The sequence below is a fragment of the Citricoccus sp. genome, assembly GCF_035445025.1.
Lineage (GTDB): Bacteria > Actinomycetota > Actinomycetes > Actinomycetales > Micrococcaceae > Citricoccus.
On record NZ_DAOMPX010000016.1, the window covers coordinates 27,254 to 49,021 of the forward strand.

The 21,768-nt window shown below is 70.8% G+C and carries 15 protein-coding genes and 1 tRNA gene; 6 read left to right on the forward strand and 10 right to left on the reverse strand.

The window, feature by feature from the left end:
- Positions 1-39 precede the first annotated feature (39 nt).
- The 7 genes from PLJ28_RS07180 to orn form a co-directional block, all read right to left on the reverse strand.
- Positions 40-864, reverse strand: a complete 825-nt coding sequence (locus tag PLJ28_RS07180) for a CPBP family intramembrane glutamic endopeptidase (protein ID WP_183524934.1) — start codon at positions 862-864, stop codon at positions 40-42.
- Between the two features lie 10 nt (positions 865-874).
- The gene (def, locus tag PLJ28_RS07185) at positions 875-1,483 is read right to left on the reverse strand and encodes a peptide deformylase (protein ID WP_183524937.1); all 609 of its coding nucleotides are present in this window, start codon (positions 1,481-1,483) and stop codon (positions 875-877) included.
- Positions 1,484-1,594: 111 nt separating this feature from the next.
- The gene (locus tag PLJ28_RS07190; protein ID WP_183524940.1) at positions 1,595-3,127 is read right to left on the reverse strand and encodes an MFS transporter; all 1,533 of its coding nucleotides are present in this window, start codon (positions 3,125-3,127) and stop codon (positions 1,595-1,597) included.
- Between the two features lie 75 nt (positions 3,128-3,202).
- Positions 3,203-4,744 carry an MFS transporter gene (locus tag PLJ28_RS07195; protein WP_183524943.1) on the reverse strand — a complete coding sequence of 514 codons (1,542 nt, stop codon included), beginning with the start codon at positions 4,742-4,744 and terminating at the stop codon, positions 3,203-3,205.
- A 46-nt stretch (positions 4,745-4,790) separates the two neighbouring features.
- A complete protein-coding gene (locus PLJ28_RS07200; RefSeq protein ID WP_183524945.1) occupies positions 4,791-6,029 on the reverse strand; it encodes an amidohydrolase in 1,239 nt (412 codons plus the stop codon).
- Positions 6,030-6,300: 271 nt separating this feature from the next.
- A tRNA-His gene (locus PLJ28_RS07205) sits at positions 6,301-6,376 on the reverse strand.
- Between the two features lie 78 nt (positions 6,377-6,454).
- The gene (gene orn / locus PLJ28_RS07210; protein ID WP_370577163.1) at positions 6,455-7,024 is read right to left on the reverse strand and encodes an oligoribonuclease; all 570 of its coding nucleotides are present in this window, start codon (positions 7,022-7,024) and stop codon (positions 6,455-6,457) included.
- A 126-nt stretch (positions 7,025-7,150) separates the two neighbouring features.
- Here orn and mptB (PLJ28_RS07215) point away from each other — a divergent pair, with 126 nt between their 5' ends.
- From mptB (PLJ28_RS07215) to PLJ28_RS07235, 5 genes are all read left to right on the forward strand, one after another.
- The gene (gene mptB, locus PLJ28_RS07215; protein ID WP_183525129.1) at positions 7,151-8,743 is read left to right on the forward strand and encodes a polyprenol phosphomannose-dependent alpha 1,6 mannosyltransferase MptB; all 1,593 of its coding nucleotides are present in this window, start codon (positions 7,151-7,153) and stop codon (positions 8,741-8,743) included.
- Complete coding sequence (gene mptB / locus PLJ28_RS07220) at positions 8,635-10,563, forward strand: polyprenol phosphomannose-dependent alpha 1,6 mannosyltransferase MptB (RefSeq protein ID WP_183525132.1); 1,929 nt, start codon at positions 8,635-8,637, stop codon at positions 10,561-10,563. The genes mptB (PLJ28_RS07215) and mptB (PLJ28_RS07220) overlap by 109 nt, the downstream gene beginning before the upstream one ends.
- Positions 10,564-11,991: a glycosyltransferase family 87 protein gene (locus PLJ28_RS07225; protein ID WP_183525134.1), complete on the forward strand. Its 1,428-nt coding sequence runs from the start codon at positions 10,564-10,566 to the stop codon at positions 11,989-11,991. It abuts the gene before it with no gap.
- A gap of 411 nt (positions 11,992-12,402) precedes the next feature.
- Positions 12,403-14,613: a catalase/peroxidase HPI gene (gene katG, locus PLJ28_RS07230; protein WP_183525137.1), complete on the forward strand. Its 2,211-nt coding sequence runs from the start codon at positions 12,403-12,405 to the stop codon at positions 14,611-14,613.
- A gap of 125 nt (positions 14,614-14,738) precedes the next feature.
- The gene (locus PLJ28_RS07235) at positions 14,739-16,715 is read left to right on the forward strand and encodes an APC family permease (RefSeq protein WP_324590006.1); all 1,977 of its coding nucleotides are present in this window, start codon (positions 14,739-14,741) and stop codon (positions 16,713-16,715) included.
- Positions 16,716-16,736: 21 nt separating this feature from the next.
- Here the strand turns inward: PLJ28_RS07235 and PLJ28_RS07240 are convergent, their stop codons facing one another.
- From PLJ28_RS07240 to PLJ28_RS07250, 3 genes are all read right to left on the reverse strand, one after another.
- Positions 16,737-17,411 (reverse strand): response regulator, encoded by a 675-nt coding sequence (locus tag PLJ28_RS07240; RefSeq protein WP_298044307.1) that lies wholly within the window; start codon positions 17,409-17,411, stop codon positions 16,737-16,739.
- Positions 17,408-18,934, reverse strand: coding sequence for a sensor histidine kinase (locus PLJ28_RS07245; RefSeq protein WP_183525143.1), 1,527 nt, complete (start codon positions 18,932-18,934; stop codon positions 17,408-17,410). Before PLJ28_RS07245 ends, PLJ28_RS07240 begins: the two co-directional genes overlap by 4 nt.
- A gap of 199 nt (positions 18,935-19,133) precedes the next feature.
- Entirely contained in the window at positions 19,134-20,525 is a 1,392-nt protein-coding gene (locus PLJ28_RS07250; RefSeq protein WP_255459417.1) for a DUF418 domain-containing protein, read from the reverse strand.
- Between the two features lie 485 nt (positions 20,526-21,010).
- Between PLJ28_RS07250 and PLJ28_RS07255 the strand changes: the two genes are divergently transcribed.
- A complete protein-coding gene (locus PLJ28_RS07255) occupies positions 21,011-21,733 on the forward strand; it encodes a response regulator (RefSeq protein WP_183525147.1) in 723 nt (240 codons plus the stop codon).
- Positions 21,734-21,768: the final 35 nt, after the last annotated feature.

A 21,768-nucleotide genomic window follows, 5' to 3' on the forward strand; every position in this document is an offset into this window, starting at 1 on the left:
GAGGGAGGCGACCGGCCGCCGTCGTGCCGTCCGGGGCCGTCAGTAGACGAAGATGCGCAGCGCGTCCGGGTTGTGGGCGTGCACGATCGCCAGGAACACGACGACGTCGAAGAGCAGGTGGACCACCACCACGTAGGTCAGGTTGCGGGTGCGGTTGAAGATCCATCCCTGCAGCAGCGCGAACGGGACGGTCAGCAGCGGACCCCACGACCGGTAGCCCAGTTCCCACAGGAACGACACGAAGACCATCGCCTGCAGGACGTTCGCCGTCCACAGCCCGAAGTGCCGGCGGAGCAGGGCGAAGCAGGTGCAGATGAAGAACAGCTCGTCCCACAGGCCGACGAAGTTCACGCCCACGAAGAACCGGGCCAGCTCGGAGGGCTCCTGCACGTGCGGCCAGTTCTGGTAGCTGCCGGAGTGGATGAAGTAGGCCGGCAGGATCGCCCAGCCCAGGACCGGCACCGCGATCACGTAGGACCACTGCACCCTGGTCCACGGGGTGCCGGTGCGCCACGGGAAGACGATCACGCGGCGGCGGAGCCAGAACCGGTCCAGCAGCAGCGGCACGGCCACGGCGGCGGTGAGCACCGCGCCGAGGAGGAAGAACCGGTCCCAGCGCAGGTCGGCCTCCACCGAGGTGGTGCTGACGATGGCGATGCCCGCCCCGATGAGGGTCAGGTCCCGCCCGAGCCCGGCGTCCACCCGCCAGGCGAGCAGGACGCTGAGCACGAGCAGGGCATGGCCCCAACCGGGGAGCAGGAACGCGAAGAGCACCACCGCGGAGGCACAGACACCGGCGGCCGCGGCCAGTCCCCACGGCGAGGCGCGGGTGCGGTCGACGAAGGCGGGCTCTGCGGAGGGCATGCAGCCGAGACTACGGCGTCTGCTGGTCGTCCTCGGTGACGTCGTCGTGGCCGAAGGGGTCGCGGTCGGTGCCCGGCAGCCAGGTGTTCCCGGGGACGGTCCAGCCCTCGCGACGCAGGCTCTTCTTCCACCGGCGGGTCCACTTGCCGTTGAGCCGGTTGATGTAGAGGTACCCGTCGAGGTGGTCGTACTCGTGCTGCATGACGCGGGCGAACCAGCCGGTGGCCTCGAAGTCGATCTCGTGGCCGTCCACGTCCTGGCCGGTGAGGCGGACATGGTCGGACCGCTTGAGCGGGAAGCTGTAGCCGGGGACGGACAGGCAGCCCTCGGACTCCTCGTCCGGGTCCGGGTCCTCCTGGGAGGTCCTCCCGATGCGCGTCAGGACCGGGTTGATCACGTGACCGCGCGGTGGCGCCTCACCGGAGTCCTCGAAGGTCCAGGTGAAGATGCGCAGTCCGACGCCGACCTGGGGAGCGGCGAGCCCCACGCCGCGTGCGGCGTCCTGGGTCTCGAACATGTCCTCGACGAGGGTCCTGATCTCCGCGTCGACCGCCGTGACCTCCGATGCCCGGCGGTGCAGGATCGGCTCGCCGTGGATGGTGATCGGACGGATGGTCATGGTGGCGGGGCTCCTTCTGGGACGAGAACGCAGTCCAGTCTATCCGCGTCCGGGGCCCCTCCGGTCCGTGTCCGGGCCGGGTCCGGCACCCGCCGGGACCGGCACCCGGTGTCAGTTGCCGATCGGCGGCGGGGCCACGTCCTGGCGCGGGGCCCGGGCCGACTCCTGCACGTGGCTCACCTCGACCTGTTCCTTCGGGATGGTGAGGATGATGGACACGAGCGCGACGCTGACCATGAAGACGTTGAACAGCAGGCCGATCGCCCCGCCGAACCGCAGGGCGACGTTGTCCTGGTTGCCGATGAACAGGCCCCAGGACTGGATGATGGCCGGATCCACCCCGCGCCCCGCCGCGTACAGCGTGGCGGAGATGGCCACTCCCATGGCGTTGCCCAGCGAGGAGGCCATCTTGTAGATGCCGCCGGCCGCGCCGCCCTCGCTGAGCGGCACGGACGCCATGGCGGTGTCCAGGGACGGGGTCGCGTAGAAGCCCAGGCCGATGCCGAACAGGGTGAACCCGATGACGGTCAGCACCACGTACTGCTCCAGCAGCAGGAAGGTCATGGAGCACATCAGGATGCCGGCCCCCGTGATGACGGCACCCCAGATCATCGGCTTGCGCGGGCCGAAGCGCTGCAGCAGCTTCTCACCCACGCGGATGGTCGCCAGGATGGCCGCCAGGTAGCCGATGGTCAGGGTCCCGGCCTGGAGCGCGGTCCAGCCGGAGGCCATCTGCACCAGTCCCAGCACCACGATCAGCGTGCCGGCCGCACTGTTGAGCAGGAAGTTGGACAGGACCGCCCCGGAGAAGGCCCGGTCCCGGAACAGCTGCAGGTTGATGAACGTCTGCTTCTGGCGCGTCTCGATCCGGAGGAAGGTGATGGCGGCGATCACCGTCAGCGCCACCAGGCCCAGTCCCACCGGGCTCGTCCAGCCGATGGTGGGGCCCTGGGAGATGTAGACGTTGATGGCCAGCAGGGCCACGATGAAGGTGATCATCCCGGACCAGTCGAAGCCCGCGTGCGTCCCGGGCTCGGCCCGGGACTCCGGCGTGCCGCGCACCAGCAGCAGGGCGGTGACGGCCACGATGATGGACAACCAGAAGATCGAGCGCCAGCCGAGGGCGGTGAACGCCATGAACCCCCCGAACAGCGAGCACAGCCCGGACCCGCCCCAGGTGCCGATCGAGAAGAAGGACATGGCCCGCTGCCGGTCCCTGCCGTCGTAATAGGTCTTCAGCAGCGCCAGGGCCGCCGGCATGATGCAGGCGGTGGACAGTCCCTGCAGGATCCGCCCGCCCAGGAGCAGGGACGCGGTGAGCGCGCCCAGGTCCACCGGCGTCAGGGCGATGGCCAGCGATCCCAGGATGCTCAGGTAGATGCCGGTGCGCAGCAGCCTCATCCGGCCGAGCCGGTCCGCCAGTTTCCCGGCGACCACGATGAAGATCCCGGAGAACAGGGAGGTGATGGACACCGCCAGGTTGGCCAGGGTGGGCGGGACCCCCAGCTCGTCCTGGATGCCCGGGATGACGTTGAGCAGCGTCTGCGCGAACAACCAGAAGGTGATGACCGACAGCACGATCCCCAGCAGGAAGCGGTCCGTGGGTTTCCAGACCGCCGCCGTCGATGCCGTTGTGGTGGACACGAGGACCTCCGTCGTCTCAGCGGACCCAGGACATCCCCGGTGTCCTCGCCCCGTGCGCCCCGTGCGCCGGGAGCCTCAGTTGCCGATCGGCGCCGGGGGCACGTCCTTGCGCTCCGCGCGCTCGGCGGCCCGCGCCTCGGCCTCCCGTTGTGCCTCGGTCGGCACGGTCAGGATGATCGAGGCGATGGCCACCACGACCATGAACACATTGAACAGCAGGCCGATCGCACCGCCGAAGCGCAACGCCACGTTGTCCTGGTTGCCGATGAAGAGGCCCCAGGACTGGATCATGGCCGGGTCCACGGCCTGGCCGGCGACGTAGAGCGCCGCGGAGATGGCCACGCCGATCGCGTTGCCCAGTGAGGACGCCATCTTGTAGATGCCCGAGGCCGCCCCGACCTGGTTGTCCGGCACGTTGGACAGGGCCGCGTCCGTGGAGGGGGTGGCGTAGAAGCCCAGGCCGATGCCGAACAGGGTGAACCCGATGACCGTCAGGACGATGTACTGCTCGATGAGCAGGAAGGTCATGGAGCACATCAGGATGCCGACGCCGGTGATCATGCTGCCCCAGAGCATCGGCTTGCGGGGGCCGAAGCGCTGCAGCAGTTTCTCGCCCACGCGGATGGTCGCCAGGATGGCCACCAGGTAGCCGATGGTCAGCAGGCCGGACTCCAGGGCGCTCATGCCGGCGGCGACCTGCACCAGGCCCAGGGCCACGATCAGCGTGCCGGCGGCGCCGTTGAGCAGGAAGTTCGAGAGCGTGGCGCCGGTGAAGGTGCCGTTCCTGAACAGGTTCAGGTCGATGAACGGGGCGCCCTGGTGCACCTCGATCTGCAGGAACACCAGTCCGGAGACGACGGCCGCCACGACCAGCGCGACGCCGGTGAGGCTCAGCCAGCCGATGTTCGGTCCCTGGGAGATGTAGACGTTGATGGCCACGAGCATGATGATGAACGCGATCAGCCCGCCCCAGTCGAAGCGCCGGTAACCGCCCTCGGGGGCCTGGGCCTTGGACTCCGGTGTGCCCCGCAGCAGCAGCAGTGAGGCGAAGGAGACGATGATCGACAGCACGAAGATCGAACGCCAGCCCAGCGCGGTGGTGGCCATGAAGCCGCCGAACAGGGAGCACAGCCCGGAGCCGCCCCAGGAGCCGATCGACCAGAACGACAGCGCTCGCTGGCGGTCCTTGCCCTCGTAGAACTGCTTGATCAGGGCCATCGAGGAGGGCATGATGCACGCCGCGGACAGTCCCTGGACCACGCGCCCGCCCAGCAGCAGGGCGGAGGTCAGGCCGCCGGCGTCCTCGGGGGTGAGCACGATCAGCAGGGAGCCGAGGATGCCCAGCCAGATGCCGACGAGCAGGATCCTGGTCCGGCCGATCCGGTCTGCCAGGCTGCCGGCCACGACGATGAAGATCCCGGAGAACAGGGAGGTGATGGACACCGCCAGGTTGGCGATGGTGGCCTCGATGCCCAGTGCGTCCCGGATGCCGGGGATGACGTTGAGCAGGGTCTGGGCGAACAGCCAGAACGTGACGACGGCCAGGACGATGCCCGTCAGCCAGCGGTCGTTCGGTGTCCAGGCCGTGGTGGCGGGTGTGGTGGACGTGACGGACATGCGAGATCTCCCTCGTCTGGAATGTCTCTGTGGTGTGAGGGCGCCGTTAGGCGGACCGGTCCTGTGGGGCCAGGTAGGCCAGGGCCGCGGCCGCCTGGGCGCGGGTGCCGATCGCCAGGGTCGGGTCGATGGCCGGGGCGAAGAAGGGTGAGTGGTTGGCGGGGATGTCCGAGGAGACGGTGCCGGCGTCCACGGCGGCACGGTACCTCTCGGGCGGCACGGAGCCCACGAACCAGTAGGCGTAGGGAATGCCGAAGGCGTCCGGGATGCGGCTGAAGTCCTCGGACGCGGTGTAGGGCTGGGTGTCGAACACGACGTCCGCCCCGAAGTGCCCGGTCAGTGCGGCGGTCACCGTGGCGTGGGTGCCGGCGTCGTTGGAGGTCAGCGGGAACTGGTCGTAGTACTCGAACTCGGGGTCCCGGGGTGAGCCGGCCGCGGCGCACTCACCGCGCACGATCCGTTCGATCGCGGCCATGATCTTCTCGCGCAGCGCGGTGTCGTAGGTGCGAAGGTTCAGCAGCAGCTCGCCGCGGTCCGGGATGATGTTGGACTTCGATCCCGCGTTGGAGGCACCCACGGTCACCACGGCGAACTGCCCGGGCTGGGTCTCGCGGGAGACGATGGTCTGCAGGCGCAGCACGATCGCGGCGCACAGGACCACCGGGTCCACGGCGTTGTGCGGCATGGATCCGTGGGCCCCGCGGCCGAACACGGTGATCCTGAGGGAGTCCCCGGCCGAGAGCACCGGCCCCGGGGCGGTGCCGATCGTCCCCGCCGCGAAGGGCATGACGTGCTGGGACAGCGCCACGTCCGGCCGGGGCAGCTTCTCCACCAGTCCGTCGTCCAGCATGGCCTGCGCACCGGCGGCGTTCTCCTCGGCCGGCTGGAACAGGGCGATGTAGGTGCCGGACCAGGCCTCGCGGTTCTCGCTGAGCAGGCGGAGCGCGCCGAGCAGGGCGACGATGTGCATGTCGTGTCCGCAGGCGTGCATGACCCCGTCCACCGTGGAGGCGTAGTCGAGTCCGGTGTCCTCGGTGACCGGCAGGGCGTCGATGTCGGCGCGGGACAGGACGGTGGGCCCGGTCCCGTTCTCCAGCACGCCCACGACGCCGGTCCCGCCGATCCGCTGTGCGGCCACTCCCAGCCCGGCCAGCTCGGACTCGATCCGCTCTGCGGTCCGGTGCTCCTGCAGGCTCAGCTCGGGGTGGCGGTGCAGGTCCCGGTACAGCTGCCGCTGCCACTCGAGTTGGCTCTCGAGGTCGTCCAGGAAGGAAAAGGCGGGCATCGTTGCTCCTCGGTCATCGCGGTCTGACTGCGCGGTGAGGAGGGTGAACCGACCCCTGACACCGGGAAGTCCGCTACGGGACCAACATAGGACTCCCCGCGAGTGTCCGTCCATGACGTGCGTCTCCGGTGGATGTCTCTTTCGTCTCACGAGGCTCTGCCCGCACCGGAGGGGGCCTGTGGCCGTGGATCGGCGGCGAGCGGCGCCGGGCGATGCCCGGGGGAGGGACAGAAGGCCCGGTGTGGAGGAATCCTCCGCACCGGGCCTTCACTGGGGTGAGTAACGGGGCTTGAACCCGCGACCTTCTGGACCACAACCAGACGCTCTACCAGCTGAGCTATACCCACCATGCCTGGCCGGTGGAACCGACCGGGACAGCGCGTTCCATAATACACGCTTTCCGGGGTGCTGTGCGCACCGGTGGATCAGGACTGGACCGTGTCCAGTCCGGCGGCGATCTTCTGGGCCGTCCTGGAGTCCGGACCCGGGGCCGGGACCATGATGGCGGACCGGTAGTAGCGCAGCTCGTTGATGGAGTCCACGATGTCCCCGAGGGCGCGGTGACCGCCGGTCTTGGCCGGTGCCTGGAAGTAGGCCTTGGGGTACCAGCGGCGGGCGAGTTCCTTGATCGTGGACACGTCCACGATCCGGTAGTGCAGGTGGTCCGTGATCGCCGGCAGGTCGCGCGTGAGGAACAGCTTGTCCTGGCCCACCGAGTTCCCGGCCAGCACCGCCTTGCCCGGGTCCGGGCAGTGCTCGGTGATGTACGCCAGGCACGCCTCGGACGCCTCGGCGAGGGAGACGCCGCCGGGAAGCTGCTCGAGCAGTCCGGAGGAGGTGTGCATGTCCCGCACGAACGGGACCATCTGGTCCAGGGCCTCCTGCGGGGGCCGGATGACGATGTCCACGCCCTCGCCGAGCACGTTGAGCTCGGGGTCGGTCACCAGGACGGCGATCTCCACCAGGGCGTCCGCCACCGGGTCCAGTCCGGTCATCTCACAATCGATCCACACGAGGTTCTCTGCTGTCGCTGCCACGCGTCCCACAGTAGCCCCACGGCCGGTGGTAGTTTGTGGAGGGCCCTGCAGACGGCCCGCCCAGCACGGAAGGACGCCGCCCCGATGAGCGTGCCCAGCACCGGGACGCCCCCGGCCCCGGCCCGATGGACCGGCATCGTGTGGATCCCGGTGCTCATCGGCCTCGTCGGCTCGCTGGCCGTCATGGCCGGTTCGCTGTCCGTCGGCTGGCTCGCCTCCGCCTCGCCGGTGAACCGCTGGGGCTGGCTCATCCCGTGGCGGACCACCGAGTCCGGGGTCATCACCGGGACCGTGGTCATGACCTCCGGCTGCTGGCTGATGTTCTGGGGCTGGCTGCGGCTGGGCAAGGTGCTGCGGCCGTTCGGTCCGGGTGCCCTGCGCATCGTCACCCTGTCCACGGCGCTCTGGACCCTGCCGCTGCTGGCCTGCCTGCCGATCTTCTCCCGGGACATCTTCGCCTACATCGGCCAGGGCCGGCTCATGCTGGCCGGCCGGGACCCCTACGAGGACGGCATCTCCACCCTGTCGAACTGGTTCCAGCTCGGCGCGGACACCACCTGGGCGGAGACGGACACCCCCTACGGGCCGGTGTTCCTGTGGATCGAGCAGTTCGTCATGGCGGTGACCGGCCCCGACGACCCGGACGCCGCGATCTTCCTGTTCCGCCTGGCCGCCGTGGCCGGCGTCGCGCTCATCATGGTCTACGTGCCCCGGCTCGCCCGGCTGCTGGGCACCAACGCCGCCCGGGCGCAGTGGATCACGGTGGCCAACCCGCTGTTCCTGATCAGCTTCGTGGCCTCCGGCCACAACGATGCCCTGATGGTGGGCCTGGCCCTGGCTGGTGTCTGGTACGCGGCCACGGGCCGGGGACTGCTCGGCGTGCTGTTCGTGACCGCTTCCCTCGGCATCAAGCCGATCACCATGGTGCTGCTGCCGTTCATCGGCCTGCTGTGGGCCGGCCGCGGCGCCAGCTGGGCCCGGCGGTTCGGCTACTGGTTCCTGACGGCCGGGATCGCCGGGGCCCTGATGGTGGTGGTCGGCTGGTTCAGCGGCTTCGGCTTCGGCTGGCTGGGCGTGATGCTGGAGACCGGCACCGGTTCCGTGCCGTGGTCGCCCATCGGCATCATGGCCGAGGCCACCCGGGTGGTCCTGGGTTCGCTGGGCATCCCCGACCAGTGGGTCCTGGACGCGTTCAAGACCGGTGGCAGGCTGCTGTCCATCCTGATCGTCGTCTGGCTGATGTTCCGCGGCCGCCACGAGCACCTGATGCAGCGCATGACCTGGGCCTTCACCGCCCTGGTGGTGCTGTCCCCGATCATCCAGCCCTGGTACCTGCTCTGGCTGCTGCCGTTCTTCGCGGTGATCGGCATCCGCAGCGACTGGCAACTGAAGTGGGTCATCTTCACGGTCGCCTTCTTCGTGGCGTTCGGGGCCGCCGACCAGCTCTTCGTCTGGCAGTTCCTGGGGATCGAGGACCAGCTCAAGCACCTGGCCACCCTGCTCTCCTGGGCCTGCATGGTGTGGGTCCTGTTGCTCGACCCGTGGACGAGCTCGGTGATGAAGGAAGAGTGGCACCTGCGCCCGGCCGCGCGCGCCTTCCTGGCCCGGTTGCGGGGCCGCCGGCCGGCCGCGCCGTCACCGCGGGAGACCCGGCGGACGGGATCGACCGCTTCGTGAACGCCGCCGACCACCCCCCGGGCCTCCCCGCGCGCCCGGCGTCGCTGGACCGACTGCGGGGACGGCTCGGGACGCTCCGGGCCACGCGCTGGCTGATCGGCGGGGCCGATGAGGACACCACCCTCTCGCTGCGGCAGGGCCTGATCGGGTCGGTCATGATCATGGTCGGCTCGTGGGGCGTGGGCTGGCTGGCCAGCACGCCCACCTCCCTGTTCGCCCGGACCACGATCCTCAACCCCCTGCGGGTCGAACCGGCCGGGGTGATCGCCTGCGCCGTGCTGCTGGTGCTGGGCTCCCTGCTGCTGGTGCGGGCCTGGCTGCGGCTGGGCCAGCGGCTCGAGGGACGGTGGAACGGGTCCCGGGACGTGGTGGTGCGCGCGACCTGGCTGTGGGCCGCGCCCCTGATGCTGGCCTTCCCGGTGTTCTCGCGCGACGTCTACTCCTACCTCGGCCAGGGCCGGCTGCTGCACGCAGGGCTGAACCCGTACGAGGACTGGATCTCGGAACTGCCCGGCTGGTTCATGCAGGGGGCGGACTCCATCTGGGCGGAGTCGCCCTCGCCCTACGGCCCGCTCTTCCTGCTCGTCGCCCGCGCGGTCTGGTTCCTCACGGGGGGCAGCCCTGAGCCCGCCTTCCTGCTGTTCCGCGGGGTCTCCGTGCTCGGCCTGGGCCTGTGCCTGTGGGCCGTGCCCCGGCTGGCCCGCCGCTTCGGCACCCCGCCCGGCTGGGCCACGTGGGTCTCGATCGCCAATCCGCTGTTCGCGCTCTACATGATCGCCGGCATCCACAACGACGCCCTGATGGTCGGGCTGCTGCTGTGCGGCTTCGTCCTGCTCGGCCCGGACTCCTCACGGGCCCGCACGCTCGGCGGACTGGTCCTGGTCTCGCTGTCCATCGCGATCAAACCGCTCACGCTGATCGCACTGCCCTTCGCCGGACTGCTCCTGCTGCGCGGCACCCACCAGTCGGGGGTGCACCGGACCACGTCGACCGGTGGCGCCGCCGGGCCGGCCGGTTCCTCCGGGACCGGTGGCCCGGAACCCGACGGCGGCCGGGCCGGGACGCCCGGCTGGGGGGAGCGGGCCCGGGCCTGGGCCGGATGCCTGGCCGTGACCGCGGTGGTGCTGGCCGCCGTCGGGGGCCTGACCGGGCTGTGGTTCGGCTGGGTGCCGGCCATGCTCACCTCCGGGGGCGCGGCGTTCCCCTACGCCCCGTTCGGCCTGCTGGGACTCGGGATCGGCTGGGTGACGGAGTCGGTGACGGGCGTCGACGCGCGGGCCGCGGCCGACGTCGTCTATGCCGCGGGCAAGGTGCTGGCGATGGGGCTGACCGCCTGGCTGGCCCTGACCCGGCGCCCCGTCAACCCCGTGCTGTCCACCGGCCTGGCGCTGTCGGCGGCCGTGCTCCTGGCCCCGATCATCCAGCCCTGGTACCTGCTGTGGGTGCTGCCGATGTTCGCGGTGGTCCACCGCTGGCGGGGCTGGCCGCTCTGGACGCTGTACCTGGTTGTCATGGTGCTGGTGGCGATCGGGGTGGTGGACCAGTTGTCCGTGGCCCAGTGGATCTCCCTGCTCTGGGTGCGGATCATCACCGGGGCCGTGGGCGCGGCCTATATGGTGTTCATCGTCTTCCTGGACCCGAAGACCTCGACCCTGTTCCCGTTCACCGGCCGCCGGCGCATCCGCACGTCGGATCCCGGTCGGCGCGGTGCGATCAGTGCGCCGGTCCACGCCCGGGGCAGGGCCCCGCACAGCGCCCCGAAACCATCCGCCGGGACCCGCCCCACCGGTGCGGCCCCCGAGAATTCCCAGGAGACCTGAGTGAGCCAGACCCGACCCGTGCAGCCCGACCGTGGTGGGGGCCGGACACCGTCCCGCGCCCCCGCGTTCCCGGGCAATCCTGCCGCCCGCGCCGACGGCCCGGACCGGCGCGTGCTGGTGGTGCTGGTCCTCGCCACGCTGCTGGCCGGCGTGGTGGCCCTGCTGTCCAAGCAGTGGTGCCGGATCAACGGGTGGGAGGCCCCCGGGGTGCACATCCACATGTGCTACTCGGACTTCGGGCAGCTGTTCCCGACCCGCGGGCTGGCAGAGGGATACTTCCCGTTCTACACCCCGCTGCCGGAGGAGCAGTGGATGGAGTACCCCGCGCTGCTGGCCGTGGTGGCCGGGGTGACGTCGTGGTTCGTGCCGGCCCAGGGGACCATGCTGGAACGGACCGTCACCTACTTCGACGTCAACGCCGTGGGCGCCCTGCTGTGCTGGCTCGTGGTGGTCATCGCGACGGCCCACACCGCGCGCGGCCGGTCCAAGGACGCCCTGATGGTGGCCGTGGCACCCGGGATCATCCTCACCTCGTTCCTGAACTGGGACCTGTGGGCCGTCATGCTCGCAGCCCTCGGACTGTGGCTGTGGTCCCGGAACCATCCCGTACTGGCGGGCCTGGTGCTCGGGCTGGGAGCGGCGATGAAGCTGTACCCGCTGTTCTTCTTCGGCGCCATCCTGGTCCTGTGCTGGCGGACCGGACGGCTCCGGGTGTTCTTCGCATCGCTCGCGGCCGGCGTGGCGGCCTGGCTGGCGGTCAACGTCCCGTTCATGCTCACCGCCTTCGACCAGTGGAGCCGGTTCTACACCTTCTCCGGGGACCGTGAGGTGTCCTTCTCCTCGCTGTGGCTGGCCTTCACCTGGACCGGCTGGTCGGGGGAGACCTTCTCGCTGATCTCGAACGGGTTGTTCGCGCTGTGCTGCCTGGGCGTCGCCTGGCTCGGGCTGTCGGCACGGACCCGGCCCCGGATGGCCCAGTTGTGCCTGCTGATCGTGGCCGCGTTCCTGCTGCTGGGCAAGGTGTACTCCCCGCAGTTCGTGATGTGGCTGATCCCGCTGGTGGTCCTGGCCCGCCCGGACTGGAAGCAGTTCTGGATCTGGCAGGCGGCGGAGGCCTACCACTGGGGCGGGGTCTGGATGGAGTCTGCCCGGATCACCTCCGACGGCGCGTTCGGCGGCGGGGCCCTGTGGATCCCGCTCTGGTACGGCTCCGGGATCGTGCTGCACATGGCCGCCGTGATCTGGATCAGCGTCTCGGTGATCCGGGACATCCGCCATCCCGGGCGAGACCTGGTCCGGCGGTCCGCACCGGAGGGGTTGCCGCCCGAGCAGGCCCGGGCCTATGACCCCTCCGCGGGGGTGCTGGCCAGGGAACCGGACCGGTTCCTGCTGCCACCCGCGGGCCGCGGACCGGTCCGGGTCACCTGATCCCGTGCGGCTGCGTGCCCACGCATCCCGGGGCGTCGCCGGCGCGGCCGCGACTGCTTGACGGCCCCCCGGGCGGCCACGACAATTCGGGGTGTGGTGGCGCGATCGGATGACCGGTCGCTCCACAGGGGCCCTCGTCGGCCGGCCGGACCGCGGTGAACGGGAGGAACACCGTGTGCGCCTCCCGCGCCGGCATCGCCCCGCTCGTCGACGCCATCCCTTCCCCTGCCCTCTTCCCGCCGTCTCTTCGAGTCCGTGGATGTCGTCCCGTCGACCGAAGGATCCCGGCGCCGGGAGGCGCTCGGGGATCCCGGCCTCTGCATAGACCACTCCGGCGCTCCCCGCGGAGCCGACGCCCCGGATGTCAGGGGGCGGTTCATTCCGGCTCTGCCGGCCCGAAAGGAAGATCCCATGTCCACGACCCCCGACGCGCCCGTTCACGGCAGCGAGAGCGAGAACCCGGTCATCGACGCACCCACCCCCGTGCGGCACCGTCCGCGGACCATCCAGGACTGGTGGCCCGACCACCTGGACCTGGGCGTGCTGCGCAAGCACTCGAGGACGACCGACCCGCTGGGCGGTGACTTCGACTACGCACGCGAGTTCGCGGGCCTCGACGTCGAGGAGCTCAGACGCGACCTGACCGAGCTCATGACCAGCTCCCAGGACTGGTGGCCCGCTGACTTCGGCCACTACGGCGGACTGTTCATCCGGATGAGCTGGCACTCCGCGGGCACCTACCGGATCGCCGACGGCCGCGGCGGCGCCGGCGACGGGGCCCAGCGGTTCGAGCCCCTGAACAGCTGGCCGGACAACGCCAACCTGGACAAGGCGCGGCGCCTGCTCTGGCCCATCAAGCAGAAGTACGGCCGGAAGGTCTCCTGGGCCGACCTGCTGGTCCTGGCCGGGAACGTGGCACTGGAGTCCATGGGCTTCAAGACCTTCGGCTTCGCCTTCGGGCGTCAGGACGTGTGGGAGCCCGAGGAGATGTTCTGGGGGCCGGAGGACACCTGGCTGGGGGACGAGCGGTACGCCGGTGACCGCGAGCTCTCCGGCCCGCTGGCCGCGGTGCAGATGGGACTCATCTACGTCAACCCCGAGGGGCCCAACGGCAACCCGGACCCGGTGGCCGCGGCCCGCGACATCCGCGAGACCTTCGGCCGCATGGCCATGAACGACGAGGAGACCGTCGCGCTGATCGCCGGCGGGCACACCTTCGGCAAGACCCACGGCGCCGGACCGGCCGACCAGGTGGGCCCCGAGCCGGCGGCCTGCCCGGTGTCCGCGCAGGGTCTGGGGTGGATGAGCTCCTATGGCTCGGGCAAGGGCGCCGACGCGATCACCAGCGGTCTGGAGGTCACCTGGACCAGCACACCCACGCAGTGGGGTAACGGCTTCTTCGGCAACCTCTTCGGCCATGAGTGGGAACTGACCACGAGCCCGGCCGGGGCCCACCAGTGGGTGGCCAAGGACGCGCCGGAGACCGTCCCGGACGCCCACGACCCGGACAGGAAGCACCGGCCCACCATGCTGACGACCGACCTCGCACTGCGCAGCGACCCGGTGTACGAGAAGATCTCCCGTCGCTACCACGAGAACCCGGAGGAGTTCGCCGAGGCGTTCGCCAAAGCCTGGTACAAGCTGCTGCACCGGGACATGGGTCCCGTCTCCCGGTACCTGGGTCCCTGGGTCCCCGAGCCGCAGTTGTGGCAGGACCCGGTGCCGGAGGTGGACCACGAACTGATCGGCCACGAGGACGTGGCCCGTCTGAAGGCGGCCGTCCTGGAGTCCGGGCTGACGGTGCCGCAACTGGTCTCCACGGCGTGGGCCTCCGCCGCCAGCTTCCGGAGTACCGACAACCGGGGCGGGGCCAACGGCGCCCGCCTCCGCCTGGAGCCGCAGCGCAACTGGACGGTCAACGAACCGGACCGGCTGACCGAGGTGCTGCGCGTCCTCGAGGGGATCCAGCAGGAGTTCAACGCGTCCCGTTCCGACGGGACGAGGGTCTCGCTGGCCGACCTGATCGTCCTCGGCGGCTGCGCGGCCGTCGAACAGGCGGCCCGCGGTGCCGGTCACGAGGTCCGGGTCCCGTTCCACCCGGGGCGTACCGACGCCACCCAGGAGCAGACCGACGTCGCCTCCTTCGCCGTGCTGGAACCGGAGGCCGACGGCTTCCGCAACTTCCGCACACCCGGGACGGAACTGTCACCCGAGACCCTGCTCGTCGACCGTGCCTACATGCTGAACCTGTCGGCGCCGGAGATGACGGTGCTGGTGGGGGGACTGCGGGTCCTGGGCGCCAACCACGGCCAGTCGCCCCACGGCGTCCTCACCGACCGCCCCGGGACCCTGAGCAACGACTTCTTCGTCAACCTGCTCCGGGCCGGCATGGAGTGGAGGGCGTCGGAGACTGACGAGGAGGTCTTCGAGATCCGGGACCTCGGCGAGGACGAGGTCAGGTGGACCGCCACCGCCGCGGACCTGGTCTTCGGTTCCCACTCCCAGTTGCGCGCCATCTCCGAGGTCTACGCCGCCGACGATGCCCCGGAGAAGTTCGTGCGCGACTTCGCGGAGGCCTGGTCCAAGGTCATGGAGCTCGACCGGTTCGACCTCCGCCGATGACCGGGCGGCCTCCCGGTCCCGGGCCGGTGGTGTAAAGGATCCATCAAGACCCGGGTCCGGGTCCGGTGGCCGGGAGTACTGTCGGCTTCGTCCCAGCGTCCCAGCTGGCACGGAAGGGCGATGTGATGACGACGCTGAGCCGGCCCCCGGAGGAGTTCCGCGGTCCCCGTCCCTCGCCGCACGCGAGGCTGCGGTACTGGCTGCTGCACGACCTGCCGGAGGTACGCGGCGCCCACACCGGGCCCTACGGCAAGGTCAGGGAGAACGAACGACGGCATCCGTGGTGGCAGGTGATGTGCCTGACCGGGGTCGACTACTTCTCCACCCTGGGGTACCAGCCGGCCATCGCCGCCCTGGCGGTCGGCGCCCTGTCTCCGCTGGCCACCCTGGTGCTGGTGCTGGTGACCCTGTTCGGGGCGCTGCCGGTCTACCGCCGGGTGGCCGCCGAGAGTCCGCACGGCTCGGGATCGATCGCGATGCTCGAGGGCCTGTTGCCGCGGTGGCGGGGCAAGCTGTTCGTGCTGGCCCTGCTGGGGTTCGCGGCCACCAGCTTCATCATCACCATGACCCTCTCGGCGGCCGACGCCACGGCACACCTGGTGGAGAACCCCCTGGCCCCGGGGTGGCTCGAGGGTCATGAGGTGGCCATCACCCTGGTGCTGCTCGGCGGGCTCGGAGCGGTGTTCCTGCGAGGCTTCCACGAGGTCATCGGGGTGGCGGTGCTGGTGGTGGCCGTCTACCTGGTCCTGAACGCGGTGCTGATCGTCACCTGCCTGGTGCTGGCGTTCACCCATCCGGTGGTGGTGGGGGACTGGTGGGGTGCCCTGGTGGGTTCGCAGGGCAATCCGGCGCTGGCGGTGGCGGCGGCGGTGCTCGTGTTCCCGAAACTGGCCCTGGGACTGTCCGGGTTCGAGACCGGGGTGGCGGTGATGCCGCAGGTCCGCGGCTCCGCCTCGGACACCGAGGCGCACCCGGTGGGCCGGGTCGCGGGGACGCAGAGGCTGCTGACCACCGCGGCGCTGATCATGAGCGGTTTCCTGCTGACGTCCAGCTTCGCCACCGTGGTGCTCATTCCCGCCGGGGAGTTCGCTCCCGGCGGCGAGGCGAACGGGCGGGCACTGGCCTACCTCGCCCATGAACACCTGGGAGAGGTGTTCGGCACCGTGTACGACCTGAGTACCATAACGATCCTCTGGTTCGCCGGGGCCTCGGCCATGGCCGGGCTGCTGAACCTGGTGCCGCGCTACCTGCCCCGGTACGGAATGGCCCCGCAGTGGGCGCGGGCCTCGAGGCCGCTGGTCCTGGTGCTGACCGCGATCGCGTTCGCCGTCACCGTGGCCTTCGACGCCGACGTCGATGCTCAGGGCGGGGCCTACGCCACGGGGGTGCTGGCGTTGATCACGTCCGCGGCCGTCGCGGTCGCCCTCTCGGCCCGGGCCCGCCGGCAGTGGCGTGCGGCGGCCGGCTTCGGGGTGGTGTCCCTGGTCTTCGTCTACACCATCACGGTCAACATCGTGGAACGCCCCGAGGGCCTGCGCATCGCCACGATCTTCATCCTGGGCATCCTGGTCGTCTCGTTCGCCTCCCGGGCCAGCCGGTCCTTCGAACTGCACGCCCCCCGGGTGCACCTGGACGCCCCTGCGGTCGAGTTCCTGGCCGCCGAGGACGGCGACCAGATCCATCTCATCGCCCACGAGCCGCAGCGGTTGGACGAGGGCGCCTACGCCAATAAACTCACCGCCGCGCGCGCCGTCTACCACCTGGCCCCTGAGCAGAACGTCCTGTTCCTGGAGGTGGTGGTGGAGGACTCCTCCGAGTTCGAGACCGAACTGACCGTCCACGGGATCACCCGGCACGGCTACCAGGTCCTGGAGGTCCACGGGCCGGCCGTGCCCAACGCGATCGCCGCGGTGCTGCTGCACATCCGGGACGTGACGGGGCTGATGCCCCACGTCTACTTCCGCTGGACCCAGGGCGACCCGCTCGTGAACCTGCTGCGTTTCCTGGTCTTCGGGGCCGGGGAGATCGCCCCGGTGACCCGCGAGGTGCTGCGCCGGGCCGAACCGGACCTCACCCGCCGTCCCTGGGTGCACGTCGGATAGCCGACGCCGTCCCGGTGGCGATCACGGGTCGAACCGGTAGCCGAGGCCTGCCTCGGTGATCAGGTGCCGAGGTGCCGCCGGGTCGGCCTCGAGCTTGCGGCGCAGCTGGCCCAGGTAGACCCGCAGGTACTGGGTCTCCTTGACGTAGGCCGGCCCCCAGACCCGCTCGAGCAGGTCGCGGTGGGACACCAACCGGCCCGGGCTGGCCGTGAGCACCTCCAGGATCCTCCACTCGGTCGGCGTCAGGCGCACCTCGGCCCCGTCCCGCACCGCGCGGCGGGCCGAGAAGTCAACGGTGAAATCCGCCGTGTCCACGCGTGGGGTCCCGTCCTCGGCACCGCGGCGGCGCAGGACCGCCCGGAGCCGTGCGAGCAGTTCCTCCAGACCGAAGGGCTTGGTGACGTAGTCATCGGCCCCGGCGTCGAGGGCCGCGACCTTCTGGGCGGAGGCGTGCCGGGCCGAGAGCACCAGGAGGGGGACGGTCGTCATGGTGCGCACCCGGGGGATCAGGTCCTGGCCGTCCAGGTCCGGCAACCCCAGGTCCAGCACGATCACGTCCACCGCTTCCTGGGACAGTGAGGCCAGGGCGCTGCTGGCGGTCGGGGCGGTCACGACGGTGTACCCGTTGGCCTGCAGCGCCAGCTGCAGGGCCCGCAACAGCGGGCGTTCGTCCTCGATGACCAGGACCGTCGTCATCGTCCGGCCTCGTCGTCCCCGCCGTCCGGCCGGTCGAGGTCCGGTGCCCGTTCTGCCTGGGGCAGGCGCAGCACCATCGTCAGCCCGCCTCCGGGGGTCCGCTCGGCGTGCAGGGTCCCGCCCATGGCCTCGGTGAGGCCGCGGGCCACCGCCAGTCCCAGTCCCGTGCCAGCGCCGCCGGCGTCACCGAAGCGCTGGAACGGGATGAACAATTCCTCGAGGTCGCCCGGCAGCGCCACCGAGGGGACAGCTCCGGAGTCGACGACCCGTAGTTCCCCGCACCTCGACCCGTCGTCCTCCGCGGTGTCCCGGGCCGCCACGGTGATCCGGGCACCGGGGGCGTGGCGGACGGCGTTCTCGACCAGGTTCGCGATCACGCGCTCGACCAGGCCCGCATCGGCGACCACCTGCGCCACCGCCTCCATGTCCTGGACCTCGACCGAACCGGTCGGCACCGCCCGCAGGGCCCCTGGCAGCACGTCCCGCCACCGCGCCGGCCCCAGCACCACGGCGACGGCGCCACCGGTGATCCGGGACAGGTCCAGCAGGTTCTCGACCATGCTCGACAGCTGATCGGCGTAGGCCTCGATGGTGTCCAGCAGTTCCCGCTGCTGCCCGGGGCCGAACCGGGCATGTGGCTGGAGCAGGCTGCTCGCCGCCAGCTTGATCCCGGCCAGCGGGGTGCGCAGGTCGTGGCTGACCGCCTGCAGGATCGAGGTGCGCATCCGGTTGTCCTGGGCGAGCGCCCGGTTCTCGTCCAGGCTGACCGCCAGCCGCTGGCGGTCCCGCACCGCGACCAGCTGCGCGGTGAACGCCCGGAGCAGTCCCCGCTGCTCCGAGGACAGCGCCGGGCCCCAAAGGACCAGCACGGTGCCCTCATCCACCGGTTCCACGACTGCCGCCCCCTCCGGTGACTCCGGGGCGTACCCGACTCCCGCGCGTCGTTCCCATGCCCCCTTCACCACCGTGCGGTCCCCACCCGCCGGGCCGTCCCCGGCGGGACGGACGAACAGTGCCACGCCCTCCGCGCCGAGGACCTCCTGGGCCTGGGCCAGCAGACTGGACACCGGGTCCCGGGCGGCCACGACCACCAGAGCCAGCCGGTTGAGCACCGCCGCCTCGGCCCGGGCCCGCCGCGCCTGCGCCAGCCGCCGCTCCGACAGGTGCACCACCGCCGCCACCGCGGCCGAGACCACCACGAAGCACGCCAGGGAGACCACGGTGGTGGCATCGTGGATGAACAGGGACCCCGTGGGCTGGACCATGAAGTAGTTCAGCAGCAAGGTCGCCCACAGCGCCGCCAGCAGCCCCGGGACGATACCCCCGAGCAGGGCCGCCCCTACCGCCCCAGTGAGCTGCAGCAGCGAGGCCGCGGTCAGGTCACTGCCCCACGCCATCACGCACCACTGCACCATCGCCGGGACCAGGACGGCCACCGCGAAACCCGCCACCACCCGGTTGCGGCGGATATCCCTCAGGGCCAGGGCCTGCAGGACAGCACCGTGGCCCGTCTGCGTCGACATGCCCCAGTCATACCATCCCGACCGGCCCCGGCCCCGGCTCCGGCACGAGGCACGGCCGGTGCAGACACGGGGGAGACTGGTGGTCACGACGCCTCCACCCCCCCGTTCCGGCCACTCCGGAGACCTCCGGCCTGGCCGTCGTGGACTCCGCTGCCGCTTCGGTCTCCTGCCCGCAGGGCGGCAGGGGCGCGTGCCGGGTCTAGGGCCCGGGGAGCGGGGGCGTCAGTCGTGAATTGCCGGGCGAAGGGGGCCGTGCGGGGGCGTGGTCGACGTGACCGTCGTCCTGGCGGCCGGCCGGGTCCGTCCCGGAGGGCGGTGGGGTCTCCTGTGTGAGGCCGCCGGACCGTGTGGAGGTGCGGCCACCGGGGTAGGCCCCCGGTGAACCGTCGGTCACCACGGCCCGGGTGCCGATGACGGCGCGGGCGACGACAGCCTCCAGGGGGCCCCGACCGAAGCGGCGGGTCCAGAACCAGGCGACGACGGCAGCGACACCCAGGTGCAGGGCGAACCACAGTTCCGGGTCGTGGTAGTGGACCTCGGGGGCCAGGGCGAGCAGGTGTGCGGTGTACAGGGTCAGGGTCATGGATCCCATGGCCGCCAGCGGGGTCAGCCATCGCCCGGCCCGGGCTCCCAGCAGCAGGCAAAAACCCAGCACCACCATGCCGATCCCCAGGCTGGAGGCGATGGCCAGCGGGGCGTTGCTGTGCCCGGTGACGATGGTCAACCACCACCCGGAGGTGCCCGGCAGTACACCGGTGCTGTAGGCCAGGGCCTCGTCCAGCTCGTCGGGGGACAACCCGTCGCTGTCCAGCAGCGCCTGGTAACCCCCGGCCACGCGCAGCAACAGGGCCGAGAGCAGCTGGGCGCCCAGGGCCACGAGCGCTCCGGTGCCGGCGATGATGGCCTGGGTCCGGGGGCTGCGCAGGTTCAACCGGCCCAGGGCCAGGCCGGTGAGGATGTAGGCCAGGTACGGCACCGCGGGGTACACACCCGTGAGCAGCAGCTCGGAGGCGGTCCCCAGCGGTTCGGTGAACACGGTCACCAGGGTGTGGTTGTAGTCCGAGGACTCCGGCAGCACCGGTTCCAGCTTCTGCATCAGCACGGGGCCGGTGAGGGCGAAGACCGCCGCCGCCCCGAACAGGGTCCGAGCCGAGAGGTGCAGGAAGGGGAGGGCCAGCAGGAAGAACACCGCGTAGTAGACCAGGATCCCGTAGGCCGGCGGGTCCCAGGGCAGGATGGCCGCCACCACCAGGCCGATGAGCCCGACCAGCCCGGCCCGCACCGCCAACCCGGCCCGGTTCGCGTGCATCCGACGGCCCCGGTGCGGGGTGGCCCCGCCGGTGGACAGGGCCAGTCCGACCCCTGCCAGCAGTGCGAACAGCGCGGCCGAGTTGCCGTTGACGAGGGAGAACACCAGGGTCGGCTCGTGGGTGACCTCATCGGTTTCGGGCAGGATGTGGGCGGCCATCAACCCGATCAGCGCCAGACCGCGGGCGGCGTCCACCCCGACCAGCCGTTTCCTGGGCTTGATCTTCGTGGTCGCACGGGGATCCGCGACCACTTCTCGTGAGACGTCGTGTGCACTCATCATGGTTCCTCGTCTTAGCCGGTCGGGGGGGTCTGACATGGCTCGAAGCATTACTGGCCTGGTGTCCAGAACACCCGGCGTGGGTTGTTCTGAGGTGTGCCGCGGCTGTGACCACGCTGTGATCGGTCGCCCCGGTGGTCGTCGGGTGGCTCTCGGTGCCCCTCCTTGTGCTGACCGGGGGACACAGAATCCTGGGACCCTTCCAGCCTTCGATGCGGACATGGCGGGACCTGTGCGGGAACCTCACGTTTTGATGACGGTTCATCGCACCGGGTCCCGCCCCGCACTCGCCTTCGGAACGGTGCGCGCCCGCCCTGAAGGCCCGGCGCTGGGGTCGCCGGGCGCCGGGGCACGCTCACCGGGCCGTGGTGAGCGAACGGGTCCTCGGACGCAGGAGGATCCGCCGGTCAGTCACAATGACTGCAGCAACCCCTGAGGATGAGGCGGTGTCACCGGGGCCGCAGGGGTGCGGGCGTGAAGGAGTGCTGATGTCTGCAAGTCAAACCGGGCGCGTGCTCGTGGTCGACGACGAGCCCACCTTGGTGCGCATGGTCGAGAAGTACCTGCTCACCGCCGGGCTCGAGGTCGCGACGTGCCAGGACGGAGCCGAGGCGGTGCAGGCGGTCCGGGACTTCGACCCGGACGTGCTCGTGCTCGACTTGGGACTGCCCGGGCTGGACGGACTGGAGGTGTGCCGTCAGGTGCGCACCTTCTCCACCTGCCATGTGCTGATGCTCACCGCGCGCGACGATGAGATGGACAAGATCATTGGCCTCTCCATGGGAGCCGACGATTACATGACCAAGCCGTTCAGCGCGCGGGAACTGGTCGCCCGGATCCAGGCCCGGTTGCGGCGGCTCCACCACCTGGACACGGCCCCGGCGCCCCCGCCCGGACCGGAGGCCACCGTGACCCGGGTCGGAGCCTTGGTGGTGGACCGGGCTGGGCGCCGGGTCTGTGTGGACGGCGCGGCGGTCGAGGTGACGCGGATCGAGTTCGACCTACTGCTGGCCCTGGTGGAACGCCCCGGTCAGGTGCTCAGCCGCCGCCAACTGGTGCAGACGATCTGGAATACCGAGTGGATCGGGGAGGAGCACGTGGTGGACGTGCACGTGGCCCGGCTGCGGAAGAAACTGCGGGACCGGGCGGGCGCGCCGCGGTTCATCGAGACGGTCCGTGGGATCGGCTACCGGATGGGAGATGGCCGGTGAGCGCCGCGGTTCCGGCCCCGGGGAGATCTTGGCAC